The organism is Bradyrhizobium sp. USDA 336 (assembly GCF_044908355.1).
Lineage (GTDB): Bacteria > Pseudomonadota > Alphaproteobacteria > Rhizobiales > Xanthobacteraceae > Bradyrhizobium > Bradyrhizobium yuanmingense.
The window spans coordinates 927957-944674 of the sequence record NZ_JBIYDC010000002.1; the positions used below are offsets into that span (position 1 = coordinate 927957).

21 protein-coding genes are annotated in these 16718 nt (G+C 65.1%); 13 read left to right on the forward strand and 8 right to left on the reverse strand.

Going from position 1 to position 16718, the window contains the following annotated elements; translation table 11 throughout:
* Positions 1–35: 35 nt before the first annotated feature.
* Genes ABIA45_RS05315 through ABIA45_RS05325 form a run of 3 tightly spaced genes read right to left on the reverse strand, consistent with a single transcriptional unit; the run spans position 36 to position 3402 of the window.
* Positions 36–1259 (reverse strand): ABC transporter permease, encoded by a 1224-nt coding sequence (locus tag ABIA45_RS05315; RefSeq protein ID WP_404651264.1) that lies wholly within the window; start codon positions 1257–1259, stop codon positions 36–38.
* Complete coding sequence (locus ABIA45_RS05320; protein WP_404651265.1) at positions 1256–1981, reverse strand: ABC transporter ATP-binding protein; 726 nt, start codon at positions 1979–1981, stop codon at positions 1256–1258. The genes ABIA45_RS05315 and ABIA45_RS05320 overlap by 4 nt, the downstream gene beginning before the upstream one ends.
* Positions 1978–3402 (reverse strand): efflux RND transporter periplasmic adaptor subunit, encoded by a 1425-nt coding sequence (locus ABIA45_RS05325; RefSeq protein WP_404651266.1) that lies wholly within the window; start codon positions 3400–3402, stop codon positions 1978–1980. Before ABIA45_RS05325 ends, ABIA45_RS05320 begins: the two co-directional genes overlap by 4 nt.
* A gap of 589 nt (positions 3403–3991) precedes the next feature.
* Here ABIA45_RS05325 and ABIA45_RS05330 point away from each other — a divergent pair.
* The 7 genes from ABIA45_RS05330 to ABIA45_RS05360 all read left to right on the forward strand — a co-directional run bounded on the left by ABIA45_RS05330 (position 3992) and on the right by ABIA45_RS05360 (position 7542).
* A complete protein-coding gene (locus tag ABIA45_RS05330) occupies positions 3992–4633 on the forward strand; it encodes a response regulator transcription factor (RefSeq protein WP_157280488.1) in 642 nt (213 codons plus the stop codon).
* Between the two features lie 133 nt (positions 4634–4766).
* Positions 4767–5168, forward strand: coding sequence for a hypothetical protein (locus ABIA45_RS05335; RefSeq protein WP_036029057.1), 402 nt, complete (start codon positions 4767–4769; stop codon positions 5166–5168).
* 119 nt (positions 5169–5287) lie between these two features.
* Positions 5288–5680 (forward strand): curlin, encoded by a 393-nt coding sequence (locus ABIA45_RS05340; RefSeq protein ID WP_404651268.1) that lies wholly within the window; start codon positions 5288–5290, stop codon positions 5678–5680.
* A 26-nt stretch (positions 5681–5706) separates the two neighbouring features.
* Complete coding sequence (locus ABIA45_RS05345; protein WP_404651270.1) at positions 5707–6117, forward strand: curlin; 411 nt, start codon at positions 5707–5709, stop codon at positions 6115–6117.
* Between the two features lie 45 nt (positions 6118–6162).
* Complete coding sequence (locus ABIA45_RS05350) at positions 6163–6624, forward strand: curlin (RefSeq protein WP_404651271.1); 462 nt, start codon at positions 6163–6165, stop codon at positions 6622–6624.
* A gap of 12 nt (positions 6625–6636) precedes the next feature.
* Entirely contained in the window at positions 6637–6918 is a 282-nt protein-coding gene (locus ABIA45_RS05355; RefSeq protein ID WP_271544409.1) for a hypothetical protein, read from the forward strand.
* Positions 6919–7092: 174 nt separating this feature from the next.
* Positions 7093–7542, forward strand: a complete 450-nt coding sequence (locus ABIA45_RS05360; protein ID WP_404651272.1) for a hypothetical protein — start codon at positions 7093–7095, stop codon at positions 7540–7542.
* Position 7543: 1 nt separating this feature from the next.
* Here the strand turns inward: ABIA45_RS05360 and ABIA45_RS05365 are convergent, their stop codons facing one another.
* Positions 7544–8386, reverse strand: coding sequence for a GNAT family N-acetyltransferase (locus ABIA45_RS05365; RefSeq protein ID WP_271544405.1), 843 nt, complete (start codon positions 8384–8386; stop codon positions 7544–7546).
* Positions 8387–8503: 117 nt separating this feature from the next.
* On the opposite strand from ABIA45_RS05365, the gene ABIA45_RS05370 reads away from it, so the two are divergent.
* Entirely contained in the window at positions 8504–9208 is a 705-nt protein-coding gene (locus ABIA45_RS05370) for an SDR family oxidoreductase (protein ID WP_271544403.1), read from the forward strand.
* A gap of 10 nt (positions 9209–9218) precedes the next feature.
* Here the strand turns inward: ABIA45_RS05370 and ABIA45_RS05375 are convergent, their stop codons facing one another.
* Positions 9219–10274, reverse strand: a complete 1056-nt coding sequence (locus ABIA45_RS05375; protein ID WP_404651273.1) for a serine hydrolase — start codon at positions 10272–10274, stop codon at positions 9219–9221.
* Between the two features lie 280 nt (positions 10275–10554).
* On the opposite strand from ABIA45_RS05375, the gene ABIA45_RS05380 reads away from it, so the two are divergent.
* From ABIA45_RS05380 to ABIA45_RS05395, 4 genes are all read left to right on the forward strand, one after another.
* Positions 10555–10941 (forward strand): ArsR/SmtB family transcription factor, encoded by a 387-nt coding sequence (locus ABIA45_RS05380; RefSeq protein ID WP_404651274.1) that lies wholly within the window; start codon positions 10555–10557, stop codon positions 10939–10941.
* Between the two features lie 2 nt (positions 10942–10943).
* Complete coding sequence (locus tag ABIA45_RS05385; RefSeq protein WP_128266320.1) at positions 10944–11435, forward strand: SRPBCC family protein; 492 nt, start codon at positions 10944–10946, stop codon at positions 11433–11435.
* A gap of 162 nt (positions 11436–11597) precedes the next feature.
* Positions 11598–12095: a ferritin-like domain-containing protein gene (locus ABIA45_RS05390; RefSeq protein WP_036013491.1), complete on the forward strand. Its 498-nt coding sequence runs from the start codon at positions 11598–11600 to the stop codon at positions 12093–12095.
* A 129-nt stretch (positions 12096–12224) separates the two neighbouring features.
* On the forward strand, positions 12225–12491 hold the full coding sequence (locus tag ABIA45_RS05395; protein ID WP_271544396.1) for a hypothetical protein: 267 nt from the start codon (positions 12225–12227) through the stop codon (positions 12489–12491).
* Positions 12492–12507: 16 nt separating this feature from the next.
* On the opposite strand, the gene ABIA45_RS05400 is transcribed toward ABIA45_RS05395, so the two are convergent.
* Genes ABIA45_RS05400 through ABIA45_RS05410 form a run of 3 tightly spaced genes read right to left on the reverse strand, consistent with a single transcriptional unit; the run spans position 12508 to position 15639 of the window.
* The gene (locus tag ABIA45_RS05400; protein WP_404651276.1) at positions 12508–13722 is read right to left on the reverse strand and encodes an ABC transporter substrate-binding protein; all 1215 of its coding nucleotides are present in this window, start codon (positions 13720–13722) and stop codon (positions 12508–12510) included.
* A gap of 21 nt (positions 13723–13743) precedes the next feature.
* Positions 13744–14718, reverse strand: coding sequence for a Bug family tripartite tricarboxylate transporter substrate binding protein (locus ABIA45_RS05405; protein WP_404651277.1), 975 nt, complete (start codon positions 14716–14718; stop codon positions 13744–13746).
* A gap of 36 nt (positions 14719–14754) precedes the next feature.
* Positions 14755–15639, reverse strand: coding sequence for an IclR family transcriptional regulator (locus ABIA45_RS05410; protein ID WP_404651279.1), 885 nt, complete (start codon positions 15637–15639; stop codon positions 14755–14757).
* Between the two features lie 216 nt (positions 15640–15855).
* On the opposite strand from ABIA45_RS05410, the gene ABIA45_RS05415 reads away from it, so the two are divergent.
* A complete protein-coding gene (locus ABIA45_RS05415) occupies positions 15856–16698 on the forward strand; it encodes a hypothetical protein (RefSeq protein WP_036013504.1) in 843 nt (280 codons plus the stop codon).
* The last annotated feature ends 20 nt before the right edge of the window (positions 16699–16718 follow it).

Consider the following 16718-nt stretch of genomic DNA (forward strand, 5'->3'; position numbering starts at 1 on the left):
GCCTCCCTGGCCTTTGCGAACATCCCGGCATGCTCTCACTCCGTCTTGAGCGCCTCGATCGGGCTCAGCTTGGACGCCTTGTGGGCTGGATAGAAGCCAAAGACGAGGCCGGTCGCGATCGAGAAGACGAGAGACAGGCCGATCGCCTGGCCGTCGATCGAGGTGACCCAACCGGCCATGCGGGCGACCGTCATCGAGAGCGTGATGCCGCCGGCGACGCCGATGGCGCCGCCGAGCAGGCAGAGGACGAGCGCTTCGCAGAGAAACTGCAGACGGATGTCGCGCATTCGCCCGCCGAGCGCCCGGCGGATGCCGATCTCTCGCGTGCGCTCGGTGACCGACACGATCATGACGTTCATGATGCTGATGCCGCCGACGAGCAGCGAAACCGAGGCGATGGCGACGAGCAGCAGCGCGACGGTGCGGATCGCGCCCTGCTGCGCCTCCATGGCGGCGGCGGGATCCTGGACCTTGAAGTCGTCGTCCTGGCCGGCGGGGATGCGGTGGCGCTGCCGCAGCAGGTTCGCGATCTCCGCGCGCGCGCCCGCCATCTGACCGTCTGCGGCCACCTTGGCGATGATGTAGGCGACCGCGTCGCGGTTGATCTTGCTGGCGCTGCCGAGGAAGCGCAGCTTGGCCGTGGTGAGCGGCACGAAGGCGACGTCGTCCTGAGCCGGTCCCTTGCGGTCGAGCACGCCGACCACCTCGAGCGGGACCTTCATGATCCTGATCTGCGCGCCGATCGGATCGTCGCCGGGTGCGAACAGCTCGCGCGCGCCCGTGCTTCCGAGGATCACGACCTTGCCGGCGCCGGCTTCCTCGGTGGCGGAGAAATAGCGCCCGGCCGCGAGCTGCCAGTCGCGCACCATGAAGTGGCCGGTGGTCGTGCCGTTGATCGTCGTGTTCCAGTTCTTGCCCTCGTGGATGACCTGCGCCGTTCCCGCGATGGAGCCGGCTGCGGCCTGGATTTCCGGGATCTGCTCGAGAATGGCCTGCACGTCGCTCTCGGTCATCGTCAGCTTGCTGCCGTCCTTGAGACGCACGCCGCCCTGGTAGACCGCGCCGGGGGTGATCATCAGCACGTTGGCCCCGATCGAACGGATCTGCTCCTGGAGGCGGAGCTGCGCGCCGGCCCCGATCGCGAACACCGTCACGATCGAGGCGACGCCGATCACGATGCCGAGCATGGTGAGGAAGCTGCGCAGCGGATTGAGGCGCAGGGCGTGCAATGCGATCTGGAAGCCCTGCAGCATCGTCATGACACAGCGCTCCGTTTCGGCAGAGCAGGGGCCTGCGTTTCGTCGCCGACGAGCTCGCCGTCATGCAGGTGGATCGTGCGCCGGCACTGGGCCGCGATGCCGGGATCGTGGGTGATCATGACGATGGTCTGGCCGGTCCGGTTGAGCGCGGCGAACAGGGACAGGATCTCGGCGCCGGTGCGGCTGTCGAGCGCGCCGGTCGGCTCGTCGGCGAGCACGATCAGGGGAGAGGCGATCAGTGCCCGCGCGATTGCGACGCGCTGCTGCTCGCCGCCGGAGAGCTGCCGCGGGAAGTGATGGGCCCGTTGCAGCATGCCGACCGCCCGAAGGCTCGCTTCCGCGCGCGCCAGGCGTTCCTTGCGCGCGATGCCGCAATAGACCAGCGGCAATGCGACGTTCTCGATGGCATCGTGGCGCGCGAGCAGATTGTAGGATTGGAACACGAAGCCGATGCTGCGAGCGCGCAGGGACGACCGGCGATCTTCCGTGAGATCGGCAACGTTGGCGCCCTGAAGATAGACCGCGCCCTCGCTCGGCAGGTCGAGCAATCCGATCATGTTCATCAGCGTCGACTTACCGGAGCCGGACGGTCCCATCACCGCGACGATCTCGCCTTGCGCGATGTCGAAGCTGACATTGCGCACCGCGGCCACCGCGACGCCCTCGGTGCGATAGGTCCTGCTGACCGACTGGAGGCTGATGAGGGGCGCAGCGGCGGTCATGACCCGAACCTGATTCCGAGAATTTCCATGCCCGCCGGGCGGATGGCTTGGCCGACGGCAACCTCGCTGCCCTCGACGAGGTCTCCGCTCCGGAGCGCGACCTGCTCGGTGCCGGCGGCGCCGACCGTGACCGTGACGCGCTGCAGCGCGCCGCTGGCGGTGCGCACCCACACGCCGCTGCGTCCGATGTCCGGCCGCGTGCCGGTCGGCTGGAATCGCAGCGCTGCAAGCGGCACTTTCAGCACGTCGTCCTGGCGTTCGATGACGATCTTCACCAGGGCAGTCATTCCCGGCAGCAGCGCGCCGTCGAGGTTGGCGGTCGCCAGCACCACGGTGTAGGTGACGACGTTCTGCTGGGTCTGCGGCGCCTTGCGCACCTGGCGCACCACGGCCTCGAAGCGGCGGTCCGGGTAGGCGTCGACGGTGAAATGCGCGTGCTGCCCGGGCGCGATGCGGCCGATATCGGCTTCATCGACCTGCGCGTGAATCTCCATGTCCTCCAGGCGGTGCGCCACCATGAAGGTGGTGCGCGCTTCAAGTCCGACCGCGAGCGTCTGCCCCTCGTTGACGAACCTGCCAACCACGACGCCGTCGATCGGTGAACGGATCATGGTGCGGTCGAGATCGGCCTGGGCTGCGGCGAGAACGGCGGCTTTCTCCGGCACCGCCATGCGCGCTTGCTGCAACTCCGCCTCGATGCGGCGGACGTCGGCCTGTGCACCCTCCACCGAATAGGAGTTGAGGGACATCAGGATCTCGGCTTCACGTTCCTGGGCGAGGCGCGCGGTGAATTCGGTCTGCGCGTCGTCGACCGCGGTCGTCGCCACCACGTTCTGCGACTGCAGCGCCAGCTTGCGCTGCAGCGTCTTCTGAGCCGAGGACTTCACCGCCTGCGCGCTCTCGAGCTTGGCCGCGAGCACGTCGCGGCTGCCCCTCGCGTTCTGCAGATCGATCCTGGCCCGGTCGAGCTTGGCCCTGGCGATGTCGACCAGGGCATTGGCGACGGCCAGCGACGCCCGGGCCTCGTCGACCTTGGCCGCGAAGCTGCGCGGATCGATCAGAGCGAGCGGCTGATCCTTGGCGACGGCGTCGTTGAAGTCGACATAGACGCGGGCGAGCTGCCCCGACAGTTGCGATCCCACCTCGATCGTCTTGACCGGCTGCAGGGCGCCGGTGACGGTGACGGTCTGCTCGATGCTGCCGCGCTGGATCGAGGCATAGCGGAACAAGGGGGCATCCGATTCGAAGGTCGGCGCTTCGTGGCCGCCGGGCACGAGCAGCCGCCTGGTCTGCTCATAGGCGCGAGCCGCCGTGTCCGCCGCGCTCCCGGCAGCGCCGGCGATCGTGCCCGGACCGGCGTAGAGGATCGCAGCGAGGCCGCATGAAGCTCCGAGCAAGGCAAATGCTGGCACAAATCGCATATCAAAACTCGCCGATTGAATTGATTTCGGGGAATCAGGAAAAACTGGCAAGCTCGCTATGGTTGTAAAACGTCTAAGGTTGTATCGAATGTCAGTATGTCGTCCTCGCCGGGCTGACGGTCGGGCGTGGCGCATCATCCAGTGGTAAAGCAGGTGGGGTGCTACTTTTCGTGATTTGATCAGGATGCATACGGAGCGTATCGATATGAGGCGCGCGGTATCGAACTCGATAAGCTGACTGAACGTCCCGTCTGATCCGGCCGGAGCGGCCAGCAGCTGGCGTCGAGCCGACACATGGGTGGCGATGCCATGATGCAGCCGGCGAGACCACGACGCAGCAGTGCCGCATTCTCGATGTCGGTGCGCCCCGATGCCGCCGGCGGCAAGATCGACGCCCTCCCATCACGAAGCCCGATATGTGAACGCCTTCACTCGCCTCCGGAGCGTGTTGGCCCTATGACATCGAACCGGCAGACCGACGCGCTTGGCTCGATCTGCGCGAATCATCCAAGCACCTTGATCTCGCTTGCAAGAAGAATGGATAGCTCGTTGTCTTTTCATCGAGCCCCAAGCCGGGGAGCCCATTGCCATGAGTTCGGACCAAGCCACAGTTTATGTCGTTGACGACGAAGCCCAGATTCGAGCCGCGATCGGAAGTCTCTGCGAGGAGACCGGGCATCAGGTGAAGTTGTTCGCCTCGACCGACGAGTTCCTCACCGAGACCGTTTCGCCCGGGCCGTCATGCCTCGTGCTCGACGTGCGGTTTCCCGGCACGTCGCCGACCGGGCTCGAGCTTCAGCGCCGGCTGGCCGAGACGGGCGTATCCATTCCGATCGTCTTCATCAGCGGCTACTCCGACGTCCGCGTCTCGGTCGAGGCGATGAAGCGAGGCGCGGTCGAGTTTCTGCCAAAGCCGTTTCGCGAGCAGGAGATCCTCGATGCGATCAGGCACGGCATCGAGCGCGACCGCAGGCGGCTGCAACGCGAGGATAGCGTCCGTGAAGCCCGCCAGCGCGTCGAGACGCTGACGGCCAGAGAGCGCGAGATCATGCTGCTGATGGCGGAAGGGCTCGTCGCCAAGCAGATCGCCGCGAGACTCGGCGTGAGCGAAGTGACGGCGAAGGTTCATCGTGCCAGGATGATGCGAAAGCTGCAGCTGCGTACGCCGATCGAGGTGGTGCGGCTGGTCGACAGCATGGGGCGCCAAGCCGAGACGACACGCAGCGTCTAGTCCGTAGCGACTAGCATGAACTGCAGTCTGTCGCGCCGGCCGCGATCGGTTCAGTCTCACCCCTACGATGTCGGCCTGTTTCCGGGAAGGCATCCGAAACCAGTCAGACAACTTGGCCAGAAAGGGATACTCCATGCGTAAATTGTTTTTTGCTTCCGTTGCCGTGTTCGCTCTGTCCTCCGCAGCTCAGGCCGCCAACACCTCCACCACCGTGCAGGTCGGCGTCGTGAACTCTTCGAGCGTTTCCCAGCAGGGACTCACCAACTCGACCTCGTCGACCAGCCAGCTCGGCATCATCAACGGTGCGACGACGATGCAGGGCACCAGTGCTGCCTCGCTCAACAACGGCAGCACCGTGAACCAGATCGGCGTGCAGAACACGGCGGCCACCGGCCAGGTGGCGCTCGGCAACAACGGCAGCGCGATCACCCAGAACTCGTTCGGGCCTGCCGCGCTCCAGAACAACTCCGCCGCCGTCGGCCAGCTCAGCGTGTTCGGCATCAACGGCAGCACCGTCTCGCAGACGGCGAACTGAGCCACGGTTGGTTTGGGTCGGACGCACCCAGGTTGGTGCGTCCGGGCCACTCTCTAGAGCACCGCTACCGGGCAGGACGGTCAATTGCGACGCCGGCTCATTCTCGCGGAGGACAGGACATGCGGATCACCTATTTCATTGCAACTCTCGCAGCATTCGGTGCACTGACGGCAGCCGATGCCCGGGCCGGCAACTCGGCTAGCGTGCTGCAATTCGGCACGACCAACAATTCGTTCATTTCGCAGAGCGGCGGCACCAGCAACAGCGCCACCACGATGCAGTTCGGCACCACCAATGCCGCGACGACCTTGCAGACGGGCTCGCTGCTCACCGTCAACACCTCCGTGATCGGGCAGGGCGGCACCACTGCGACCGCGACCAATACCGCACTGGCTGGCCAGGTCGGCGGCTCCAATTCAAGCCTGATCGGCCAGATCGGCGCGAACAACACCGCCGGCGTCGGACAGCTCGGGATCCTGAATGGATCGACTGTCCTCCAGCAGGCTCAGTGAGCAGGTCCGAAGTGGTGAGGCATGTCATGAAACGTCATCTGGGCGGCGCATGTGCCGCAACGCTCGCTCTGTACCTGGCCGGCGCCCTTTCGGCGCAAGCGCAGACGGCCGACATCAAGACCATCGTGTCGATCGGCGGACCCCCCGTCGTGCTGAATCAGAACAGCCAGCTCAACATGGCGGGCGTGTTCATGATCGGGGGCACGACCAGCGCGACGGTCACCCAGAACGGCACCAACAACGCCACCGGCGTGCTGCAGTTCGGCGGAACGAATTCCGCATCGATCGGGCAGGCCGGCGTCAACAACTTCGCCTATGTCGGCCAGGCCGGCCAGTCGGCGACCAGCCTGATATCGCAGCTCGGCACGATGAATGCCGGCACGGTGGCGCAGTTCGGCACCGTCAACGCCTCGACCATCGTCCAGACCGGTCCCTGACGCGCGAGCGGTCTCGTCGGTATCGGCAACGAACGGGGAAGCGCGATGCGAGGCGGCAGACAGGTTCTGAGGCGGGCTTTGGCCCTGGCGGCGATGCTCGCCGCCGTCGGTGCGACGACGCCGGCAAGCGCGGGAACCGTCCAGCGCAGCGTGACCAACCGGAACGTAAGCATCCAAACGGTCGTGCAGTTCGGCGACAATGTTGAGCTTGTCACGATCGAGGAGAACAGCCGCATCAACATCGCGCGGGTGATCCAGATCGGCGGGACCGGCACGGTGGACGCGACCATCATCCAGAACGGCACGCGCAACTATGCCAATGTGATCCAGGTCGGCGGCACCACCAATGCGGCGATCGGTCAATCCGGTGTAAGCAACACCGCCGAGATCACCCAGATCGGCAATTCCACCAATGCGCTCCTGCTCCAGATCGGCGACATGAACACGGGAGCGGTGAGGCAGTTCGGGCGTTTCAACTGGCTGGCGATCTTCCAGTTCGGCCGATGATGGAGGTGTAACATGAAGCTGCTTCTGCTCGCATCCGGACTGGGATTCATGACCGTGGTTGCAATGGCGCCGGCCGGCGCCGGCGACGGTCACACCACCGTGGTCCAGGACGAGAACGGCACCTCGGTGATCACGCAGAGCGGTGATCCGGCGGAGGCCGAGGTCAAGATCGAGAAGGAGCCCGGGCGCACGACGGTCACTCGCCGCAGCGGCGGCAACACCGCGATCGTGACACAGGGCAGCGCAAGCCCGCAGGACATGCTCGACTGGCTGCGCAAGCTGCAGGGCCACTGACGGACGAAGCCATTGAAATGAGAGAGGAATTCCGGGCGTTCTGCCGCACCTTGTTCACGGTTATTCGCGTGCCTTAACCAATAATTAATTATACGTTTGCGGGTGGGCGACAGCCCGGCCTAGCCTCCTTCCGGGGAGCCGCTATCGCGAAGCCAAACGAGTGTGGTGCGTATCATGATTGCCAGATCATATGGGGCGTTGTTCGCCTCGCTCAGCGCAGCTGCGCTGCTGCTTAGCTCCAGTGACAGTCCTGCCGGACCTGCTGGCGCCACAGCGTCCGGCGTCGCAGCCGTTGCTGCCCCGCCGGCTGCGGCACGTCCGCACGTTGGGCCGGGCGCCAGGTTCCACCGCCGCGGCGCTCCCTGGGTCTATTGGCCGGGCGGCGGCAGCTACTTCTACGACGGCGCCGGCTACAGCCAGCACTTCGCCGATGTGAACCAGTCGCTCTCCGCCGATGTGCGCTACACCTACACGTATGATGTGCCCTGGGACTGGACGCATCGCTATCCGCCGAACGTCGTGCCGTCCAATCGGCCCTACGTGCCGAGCTGCCCGACCGAGCAGGTGACGGTGCCCGGCCGCGGCGGCAGCGAGCACACCGTCAACATCATGCGGTGCTACTGAGCTAGCCGAGTTCGAAGCTGGTGACGCCGAAGACGCGGTCGAGCCGCAGCGGCGGGATCGGCCCCGTATACATCCGCGCCGTCTCGAACACCGGCTCGAGGCCGAGCGCCTCGGCGAGCGCGATCGCGGCGGGATTGACGGCGGGGACGTCGAGGAAGACCTCGCCGGCGCCCGCGCTTCCCATTAGGGCCTGCACGACGTCATCCGCGGCGGCGCGATCGTCGGCTACGAGCGGGCCGATCTTGTAGCCCGTCCGGCAGGGGCGGATCACGCCCCATGCAGCGAGCCTGCCCTCGCGCAGCAACGCGCGGCCGACATGACCTCGCGTGTTGATCCAGGCGCGCAGGAAGGCGCTGCGCGCGGCGGGGAATACACGGGCGTCATCGGCTTCCACCAGCGCAAACGGGACCTTGTCGAGCGCAACGACATCGGCGGGCGGCTTCACCGATCCCGCGACGGTGCCGCCATAGCGGATATTGGCGTAGGCGAGCTGGAAACCCGACTTCTTGTAATTCTCTTGCTGCGCCACGACGCCGTCGAGGCCGATCACGCGCGCGCCTGCATGCGCGATCGCGGCATTCCAGATGCGCAGGCCATGGCCTGCGCCGCGAAAGCGCTCGCGCACGATGTAGAAGCCAAGGAAGGCGAAGCGGTCGTCGTAATTGACGCAGGAGACGGTCGTGACCGGCTCGCCCTCGATCTCGCCGACGAAGAAGCCTCGGGCGTCGGGGATCGCGAAGCAGGCGGCATCCGCCAGCCCCGGATTCCAGCCCTCCGCCGCGGCCCAGTCGACGGCGAGGGCGATTTCGTCGGGGCGCAAATTGCGGATCTGCAAATCACTCATTTTCAAGCGCCTCATGATGGATGCCTTCGGCCATGGACCTGACGACGGGTCTGGCTGTAGAAGGCCTCATGATAGGCCGAGCCTGCGGCTCGCCTCAACTGAAGGGATCATCGGATCATGGCAGTAGAGAAGGTTGCGCTCGTCACCGCCGGCGGCAGCGGCATGGGGGCGGGGGCTGCGCGGCGGCTGGCGGCGGACGGGTTTGGCGTCGCGATCCTGTCGTCCTCGGGCAAGGGCGAGGCGCTGGCGGCCGAGCTCGGCGGGCTCGGCGTTACCGGCTCGAACCAGTCGAACGACGACTTGAAGCGCCTCGTCGAGGCTGCGTTGGCGAAGTGGGGACGGATCGACGTTCTCGTCAACAGCGCCGGGCACGGGCCGCGTGCCCCCATCACCGAAATCACCGACGAGCAATGGCACACCGGCCTCGACACTTATCTCCTGAACGTGATCCGTCCGACCCGGCTGGTAACGCCGCTGATGCAGGCACAGAAGGGCGGCGCCATCATCAACATCTCGACCGCCTGGGCGTTCGAGCCCAGCGCGATGTTCCCGACCTCGGCGGTGTTCCGCGCAGGGCTCGCCGCCTTCACCAAGATCTTCACCGACACTTACGCGGCCGACAATGTCCGCATGAACAACGTGCTGCCGGGCTGGATCGACAGCCTGCCGCAACAGGACGCGCGGCGCGACAGCGTGCCGATGAAGCGCTACGGCAAGGTCGAAGAGGTCGCGGCGACAATCTCGTTCCTGGCCTCCGACGGCGCCGCCTACATCACTGGCCAGAACATCCGCGTCGACGGCGGGCTGACGCGCTCGGTCTGAGGCGGCCGCCTCAATGTGAGGCGATAAGCTGCGCCAGCTCCGGCAGGATCTTGTAGCGGGCGATCTCGTGCGGATACTCGCCGCGATTGGCCAGCAGGACGATGCCGATCCGCCGCGCCGGCACCAGGCCGATATAGCCGGAGGCGTTGTTGAGGCCGCCCGGCTTGTCGACGATGGTGATGCCTGGAAGGCGCACGGTCTCCCAGGCCAGGCCCTGTCCGAATTTTTCGTCGACGCGGAAGGCCTCGCGCTGCGTCAGCCGCAGGGCTTCGCGCAGATGCGGATCGATCGCGCGGCCATCGACGCAGGCGGCCGCGAAGGCGGCAAGGTCCCGGACGGAGGCGAACATCTGGCCCGTGCCGGGAAAATCAAAGTAGCTTTGCTGATTGCCGATCGGCCCGATCGCCATGCCCTGGTCGGAATAGCCCTGGACCGCGCGCTGCATCGCCGCCGCATCCATGACGGCGCGATTGTCCGGGCCGCGCTCGGGGACGAAAGTGGAGCCCATGGCGAGGGGGCGGAGAATGCGGTGCTGGATCAGCGCATGGATCGGCTTGCCGTAGCAACGCTCGAGCACGAGCTGAAGCAGCACATAGCCGGCATGGGTGTAGACGCGTTGCCGGCCGGGTGCGACGCCAGGCGCCGGCGTGAAGGCGTTCAGCATCGCGATGAACTGCTCGCGCGTATACTCTTCGTTGGGCCAGGGCGGATGATCGGTTGGGAGCAGCAGGCCCGAAGTGTGCGTTGCTAACTGGCCCACAGTGACGTTGCGGATGTAGTTGCCGCTCAGCTCAGGCAGGTATTTCGGCAGACGATCGTCGAGCCGCAGCTCGCCGCGCAGCACGCCGAGCGCCACGAGCGTGGCCTCGAACGGCTTTCGCAACGAGGCGAGGTTGAACAGCGTGTCGGGCGTCACCTTCCGCCTGGTGGCATCATCGGCGAAACCGTAGCTGAAGAATTCGACATGGCGCCCGGCATAGATGGCTGCGGCGAGGCCGCCCGCATGGTCCGCCGTCGCGGTCGGCGCCAGCTCGCCGGCGACGATGTCGCGCATTTGCGCAATCATGTCGGAATCGGCCGAGGCGCGGCGGGGGCAAAGCGCCATCGCCATAGCAATGGATGCGGCCTGGGCGAAGACTCGCCGGGTGATCGGGGATGAGATGACAACAGGCGCCACGTGCTCTGATCGATCATGCTGATGCGCCCCCGGGATGGTTTTAGCGAGGAGGGCGCGAGGTCCCAATTCACGATTGCGCGTTGTGGGTTCCCGCCAATCCAGATCACAAAACTGAGCCGTTCGGCTAACAATTGTTGACGTCCGGGACCCGGCGTGTATAGTTAGCTTCATGGCTAACCAATTATCCAATCTCGACCATATCTTCGCCGCGCTGGCCGATCCGACGCGGCGGGCGATCGTGATGCGGCTGTGCGCGGGCGAGGCGTCGGTCGGCGAGCTCGCCGATCCCTTCGACATGGCCCTGCCGAGCTTCATGAAGCACATCCACGTGCTCGAGACGAGCGGGCTCGTTCAGTCCGAGAAATCGGGACGCGTGCGCACCTGCCGTCTCAGCGCGGATGCGCTTGTCGGCGCCGAGGATTGGTTCCAGCAGCAGCGCGCGGTCTGGGAAGCGCGGCTCGACCGGTTCGAGGCCTACGTGATGAAGCTCAAGAAAGAGAAGGAAAGGGCGGCCGCCAAGCGGCCGGCCCGAACAACCAAACGGAAAGGTTCCTGACAATGACGAGTTCTGCCAACCCCGCTCTGTCGCAATGGTCGCTCGACCGCGAGATCGTGATGTCGCGCGTGATCGACGCGCCGCGCGATCTGGTGTTCGAGGCATGGTCCGACCCGAAGCATCTGCCGCAATGGTTCGGCCCGAAGGGATTCAAGGTCGAGACCTTCGAGATCGACGTTCGTGTCGGCGGCGTCTGGCGCTTCAACATGATCGGGCCCGACGGCACGGTCTATCCGAACCGGATGCGCTTCCGGCGCATCGAGCGGCCGTCGCTGATGGAGATGGATCACGGTACCGACCAGGATGACGATCCCCGCATGTTCCGCTTCACCGTCACCTTTGCCGAGCAGAGCAACGGCAAGACCGTGCTGATGATGCGCCAGCTGGCCTCGAGCACCGAGCAGCGCGATGGCATGATCGGCTTCGGCGCCGTCGAATACGGCTACCAGACGCTCGACAAGCTGGCGGCCTATGTGGCGGGCATGAAGCGGTGATACGGGTGATCGTTACTATCGCAGGTTAGCGCCGGATCCCTCGGCCGGAACAGGCGATGAAGACGGTCGTCTCTCCTGCGGCAATCAGCGCGGCATTGTTAGGAACAATCGCCTGTGCTTGCCGGTTGCGCGAACGACGCCAGTCAAATGGAGAACAGGAAAATGGCCAATGCAGCCCGCGATACGTTCGTGGTGGGACTACGCAATGCGCATGCGATGGAAGTGCAGGCGCGAGAATTGATGGAGCGCCAGTCGGAGCGGCTGGACGAATATCCCGAGGTCAAGGCGAAGATCACGGCGCACCTTCAGGAGACCAATGAGCAACTGCGTCGCCTCGAAAAGTGCCTGGAAGCCTGTGGCGAGAGTACGTCGAGCCTGAAGGATACGGCGCAGTCGGTGATGGCCAACATGATGGCCATGGCGCATTCGGTTGCCGGCGACGAGATTCTGAAGAACACTTTCGCGAACAACGCCTTCGAGAATTTCGAGATCGCCGCCTACAAGTCGCTGCTCGCGCTGTGCGGCGCCGCCGGCATGCCGGAGGCGAAGGAGCCGCTCGAGACGTCATTGAAGGAGGAGCAGCGCATGGCCGCCTGGATCGATTCCAATGTCGAGAAGGTCACCATGGAGTATCTGACGCATCAGCGCCAGGCCGCGTAGTTCTTCGCGTTCCTCGCCGACAGCGAACCACCGGCACGCACAGCGGCCGGTGGCTTTTTTGCTCCGCCGGGTTCCCTGCCATCTGCGCGTGAGCCTAGGAACGATCGCTGCGATCAGGCTTTGGCAGTGATGACGCACATCATCTTCAGCGACTACCGCAACCCCGCGGCGGAGCAAGCCTACGAGATCGCCTGGGACTTTCTGGTGCGAACGGGCGCCATCAGCGACGAATTCGACGCCTGCGTGTTCCTGGCGCAGCGTATCACCGTGATGGTCGAGGAGGGACACACGAATCGGATCCGCATGGCGAACCGCGCGATCTCCGAATTTCAGCGCCATGCCGCGGAACGCGACGATATCATCCGTGGCGGCGGCCGTTACGCCGAAGGGCGTTGAGCGCCGCGAAGCGGGTTCACTCCCTGGCTTCGTCCGTGACGATGTTGCCGAGCTTCTGCCAGCGCACGCCATCGAACTGTACCATCTGGAACTGCTTGTTGACGCGATAGTCCGTTGGCGTGGTCGTCACCGAGATTCCGGGGAGCGTCAGGTCGAGCTCGATGTTCTTGAGGTTGGCCGCCTGTCGCATCACGTTCTCGCGGGTCAAATCGTCGCCGCATTGCTTCAGTACCTGCACCAGGAGCTGCGCGGTGATGTAGCCGTAGACGTTCAGGTTTGAATCCTTGTCGCCTTCGGGATAGTACCGGGCCATGAAGGCGAGATAGCGCTTCATGCCCGGGTCGTCCTTCCATTCGGGATCCGCGGCATCCTTGACGTAGCCGACGCTGATGATGCCCTTGGAATTGTCGAGCCCGGCGGGCTTCAGCACGGCGCTGAGCGAGGAGGCGTTGATGTCGATGATGTGCAGCGCCTTCCAGCCGATCTCGGCGACCTTCTTGATGGCCTGCGCCGCCTGCTTCGGCGTCGTCGCGCTGAACAGCACGTCGGCGCCCGCATCCTTCAACCGCAGGATCTGCGAGTCGATCGTCGGCTCGCTGATCTCGTAGGAGGTCTCGGCCACGACCATGCTCGCCTTGTCGCCGAGGCCCGCCTTGAGGCCAGCGAGATAATCCTTGCCGAGATCGTCGTTCTGGTAGAGCACGCCGATCCTGGCGTTCGGATGGTTCTTCAGCAGGTACTGCGCGTAGATCCGGCCCTCGACGAGGTAAGACGGGTTGAAGCCCATGGTCCAGGGGAAGTTCTTCGGGTCGGTGAAGCGTGCGGCGCCGGTGGCGGCGAAGAGCTGCGGGATCTTCCTGGCGTTGAGATATTTCTGCACGGCGACGTTCGGCGCGGTGCCGATGATCTGGAAGGTCAAAAGCACTTCGTCGCTTTCGACGAGCTTGCGGACCTGCTCCACCGTCTTTGGCGGCGAATAGGCATCGTCATACTGGATCAGCTCGACCTTGCGGCCGTTCACGCCGCCCTGGTCGTTGATCATCCTCATATAGGCGGCCTGGGTCTTGCCGATCACCGCATAGGCCGAGGCCGGGCCGCTGAGCGGGACGGTCTGGCCCACCTTGATTGCGGTGTCGGACGCGCCGGGATCGTATTTCTTTTGTGCCTGCGCTGCCGCGACCGAGAGGAGAAGCGCGGAGGCTGCGACGAATTTTGTGACGACGTTTTTCATGTCGGTCTCCCCCAGCAATCCTCATTCGCCCTTGAGGCCGGCGTCGCGGATCAACTTGGTCCATTTCTGCGTTTCGGCGTCGATGAACTTGCCGAACTCGGCGGCGGTGCCTGGGCGCACTTCGAGCCCCTGCGCGGTCAGCGTGTCCTTGATCGCAGGCTCGGCGAGCGCGCGCAAAACCTCGGCCTGAAATTTGTCCACGATGGCGCGCGGCGTCGTGGACGGCACCATGAAGCCGTACCAGCCGGCGGCGGCGACGTTGGGAAAGCCCTGCTCGCGCAGCGTCGGCGCCTGCGGGTAGAGCGCGCTGCGCTCGGCCGAGGCGACGCCGAGCACGGTGAACTTGCCGCTCTGGATGTAGGGCAAGGCGGTCGGCAGCGCGGTCAGCGTGGCGTCGACGCGGCCCGCGAGCAACTCGGTGTAAGAAGCCGCATCGCCCCGGAACGGGATGTTGAGGCCTTTGACGCCGGCATCGCGGAACAGGAGCTCTCCGGCGAGATGCGGCTGCGAGCCGGCGCCGGGGGAGGCGAAAGTCAGTCCGTCCGGCTTCGACTTGCCGTAGGCGATCAGGTCGGGAAGCGTCTTGAATGGCGCGTCGGCGCTGATGATGAGGAAGAGCGGCGCGATCACCACCATCGCCACCGGCTGCAGATCCTTGCGCTCATAGGTCAGCTTGCCGAACAGCGCCTCGGCGGTCGCGTAGGGCGCCGCGACATAGAGGATGGTATAGCCGTCGCCCGGCGCATGGGCGACCATGTCGTTAGCGATGCGCGTGCCGGCGCCGGGCTTGTTCTCGACGATGAATTGCTGGCGCAGGCTGCGGCCGAACTCCTCGGCCAGCAAGCGCAGCGAGATGTCGTTGGAGCCGCCCGGCCCGTAAGGCGAGATCAGCCGCACCATCCGCGACGGCCAGACCTCCTCAGCGCGCAAGGAAAATGGTGAGGCCGATACGCCGGCGGCGACGGCGCCCAGCAGTGCTCGGCGTGTGATGGTCATGACGGCCTCCCGGGGATGGGGCGCCAGCTTGTTTGTTCATGTCCTGGCGCTCTTCTTGTTTTGCTTGTGCGTCTCGGCCGTCGGCATCGCCGCGTCGACCATGATCCGGATGCTATCGGCGAGCGCCGCGATGCGCGGACCGATTTCGCCCTCGAGCTGCCCGGGCTGGAGCCGGAAGGCGGGGATGCCGCAATTGATCGAGAATGATTGTTTCGCTTCGCTGATGTGAAACAGCGGCGCGGCGACGGCATGGATCGAGGCCATGTACTCGCCCCAGCAGGTGCAAAAGCCGCGGCTTTTGCATTGCGCGATGCCGGCGCGGTATTTGTCGCGGAGCGCCGACCACAATCCGGCATCCTCGGCGGCGAGATTGCGTTCCAGCCGGTCTGCGTCGGCCGGCGGCAGGCTCGCCGCCGCAGCGCGGCCCATGGCGGTCATCACGACGGGAATGGGCATGCCGATGTCGGGCACGTGCGGGCCGACATCGCCGGAGCGCGCGGTCTCGACATAGATCATCGATGTCGCATCGAGCAGGCCGATCGAGACCGTGCCGCGGACGCTGTGCGCCAGCTCCTGCATCATCGGCCGCGCTACTTGGCGGAATTGCATTCCGGCGAGCAGGGGATGCGCCATCCGCAGCGCCCGTGCACCGACGCGGTACTTCGACCGCTCGGCGTCGTAACGGAGATAGCCGAGCTCGGCCAAGGTATGGGTCAGCCTCGCCACCGTCGGGCGCGGGATGCCGGTCAGCGTCGACAGCTCCATATTGCCCAGCAGCGTGCTCCCGGCCTTGAACGCCTCGAGCACGACGAGCCCCTTTGCCAGCGTCGTGGCGAAAGCGGCGTCATCGGCGCTCTCGGCCAGCACGGCTGCGGCAGAGGAGAGCGGGCGCTGCGGCTTGGGTGAGTCAGTCGGAGCCATCCCGGAATATCAGACGGACAGATTTCGAATGTCCAATAGATTCGCCATCTGCGACAAAATTGTCCGATATGTGGACACTCGGCTCGCAGCGCTTCTTGCGCCTTCCGGGCACCGCTGGAACGACTGGGCACACAGATTTTTGTCGTGATTGCATGCCGTTCTTTGACAGGATTATTACGACGACGTGTCAGATCGATAATTTTTGCGGAGCGGTTCATGTTGCAGTGGCAGGCGCGGTCAAATCCCCTGGCGTGGTGGTGGGGATCCCTCACGCTTGTGAGCAGCGCCAATATCCTCGTCTGGTTCATGCTCTATCGTGAGTTCTATCCGACGCCTTCGGCCAGCCTCGGTGGCGGCTCGGACATCGGGCTGATGTTCCTGCTGTGCGCCGGCTATGTGTTCGGCTGCGCCTTCCGTTCGGTGCTGCCGCGCGCCGACGTGCAGCGCATCTGCCTGTTCGACACCTGGCTCTCCAGCGTCGCCGTCGGCCGGACGGTGGCGACGGTGGCCGAGCTCTGCTTCGCCGCGCAATGGGCCATCATCCTGCATCAGCTCGGCAAGATGACGGGCGCGGAGACCGCGGTGAACATCGCGCTCGTGATCGTGCCGATCATCATCATCGCGGAATGTTTCTCCTGGTACGCGGTGGTGACGACCAACTTCCTCTACAACGCGATCGAGAATTCGCTGTGGGCTGTGACCTTCTTCCTGGCCGGCATCGCGCTGTGCCGTCTGATGCCGGAATTCCAGGGCGTAGTGCGCTGGGCGCTGATGTCAGGTATCGTCGGCATCGCCTGCTTCCTTGCCTTCCTCATCACAGTCGACGTGCCGATGTATCTCAGCCGCTGGCGGGCAGGGCATGAAGAGGGCAACACATTCCTCGGCTTCCTCGAAGGGCTGCATGACGTCTCGACGCGCTGGGTGGTGACCCACGACATCGCGCACTGGAAGGGCGAGCTGACCTGGATGTTCCTGTATTTCAGCGCGGCGGTGTGGTCGAGCCTCGCGCTCTGCGCGCTCTACGCGATGGAAGGCTATCTGACGCGCTATCTCGCCTGACGGTCAGATTCCAACTTGAC

Excerpts from the sequence above, each read along its gene's own strand:
- ABIA45_RS05315 (WP_404651264.1), bottom strand. The coding sequence starts at position 1,259 with ATGACGATGCTGCAGGGCTTCCAGATCGCATTGCACGCCCTGCGCCTC.
- ABIA45_RS05320 (WP_404651265.1), bottom strand. The coding sequence starts at position 1,981 with ATGACCGCCGCTGCGCCCCTCATCAGCCTCCAGTCGGTCAGCAGGACC.
- ABIA45_RS05325 (WP_404651266.1), bottom strand. The coding sequence starts at position 3,402 with ATGCGATTTGTGCCAGCATTTGCCTTGCTCGGAGCTTCATGCGGCCTC.
- ABIA45_RS05330 (WP_157280488.1), top strand. The coding sequence starts at position 3,992 with ATGAGTTCGGACCAAGCCACAGTTTATGTCGTTGACGACGAAGCCCAG.
- ABIA45_RS05335 (WP_036029057.1), top strand. The coding sequence starts at position 4,767 with ATGCGTAAATTGTTTTTTGCTTCCGTTGCCGTGTTCGCTCTGTCCTCC.
- ABIA45_RS05340 (WP_404651268.1), top strand. The coding sequence starts at position 5,288 with ATGCGGATCACCTATTTCATTGCAACTCTCGCAGCATTCGGTGCACTG.
- ABIA45_RS05345 (WP_404651270.1), top strand. The coding sequence starts at position 5,707 with ATGAAACGTCATCTGGGCGGCGCATGTGCCGCAACGCTCGCTCTGTAC.
- ABIA45_RS05350 (WP_404651271.1), top strand. The coding sequence starts at position 6,163 with ATGCGAGGCGGCAGACAGGTTCTGAGGCGGGCTTTGGCCCTGGCGGCG.
- ABIA45_RS05355 (WP_271544409.1), top strand. The coding sequence starts at position 6,637 with ATGAAGCTGCTTCTGCTCGCATCCGGACTGGGATTCATGACCGTGGTT.
- ABIA45_RS05360 (WP_404651272.1), top strand. The coding sequence starts at position 7,093 with ATGATTGCCAGATCATATGGGGCGTTGTTCGCCTCGCTCAGCGCAGCT.
- ABIA45_RS05365 (WP_271544405.1), bottom strand. The coding sequence starts at position 8,386 with ATGAGTGATTTGCAGATCCGCAATTTGCGCCCCGACGAAATCGCCCTC.
- ABIA45_RS05370 (WP_271544403.1), top strand. The coding sequence starts at position 8,504 with ATGGCAGTAGAGAAGGTTGCGCTCGTCACCGCCGGCGGCAGCGGCATG.
- ABIA45_RS05375 (WP_404651273.1), bottom strand. The coding sequence starts at position 10,274 with ATGATTGCGCAAATGCGCGACATCGTCGCCGGCGAGCTGGCGCCGACC.
- ABIA45_RS05380 (WP_404651274.1), top strand. The coding sequence starts at position 10,555 with ATGGCTAACCAATTATCCAATCTCGACCATATCTTCGCCGCGCTGGCC.
- ABIA45_RS05385 (WP_128266320.1), top strand. The coding sequence starts at position 10,944 with ATGACGAGTTCTGCCAACCCCGCTCTGTCGCAATGGTCGCTCGACCGC.
- ABIA45_RS05390 (WP_036013491.1), top strand. The coding sequence starts at position 11,598 with ATGGCCAATGCAGCCCGCGATACGTTCGTGGTGGGACTACGCAATGCG.
- ABIA45_RS05395 (WP_271544396.1), top strand. The coding sequence starts at position 12,225 with ATGACGCACATCATCTTCAGCGACTACCGCAACCCCGCGGCGGAGCAA.
- ABIA45_RS05400 (WP_404651276.1), bottom strand. The coding sequence starts at position 13,722 with ATGAAAAACGTCGTCACAAAATTCGTCGCAGCCTCCGCGCTTCTCCTC.
- ABIA45_RS05405 (WP_404651277.1), bottom strand. The coding sequence starts at position 14,718 with ATGACCATCACACGCCGAGCACTGCTGGGCGCCGTCGCCGCCGGCGTA.
- ABIA45_RS05410 (WP_404651279.1), bottom strand. The coding sequence starts at position 15,639 with ATGGCTCCGACTGACTCACCCAAGCCGCAGCGCCCGCTCTCCTCTGCC.
- ABIA45_RS05415 (WP_036013504.1), top strand. The coding sequence starts at position 15,856 with ATGTTGCAGTGGCAGGCGCGGTCAAATCCCCTGGCGTGGTGGTGGGGA.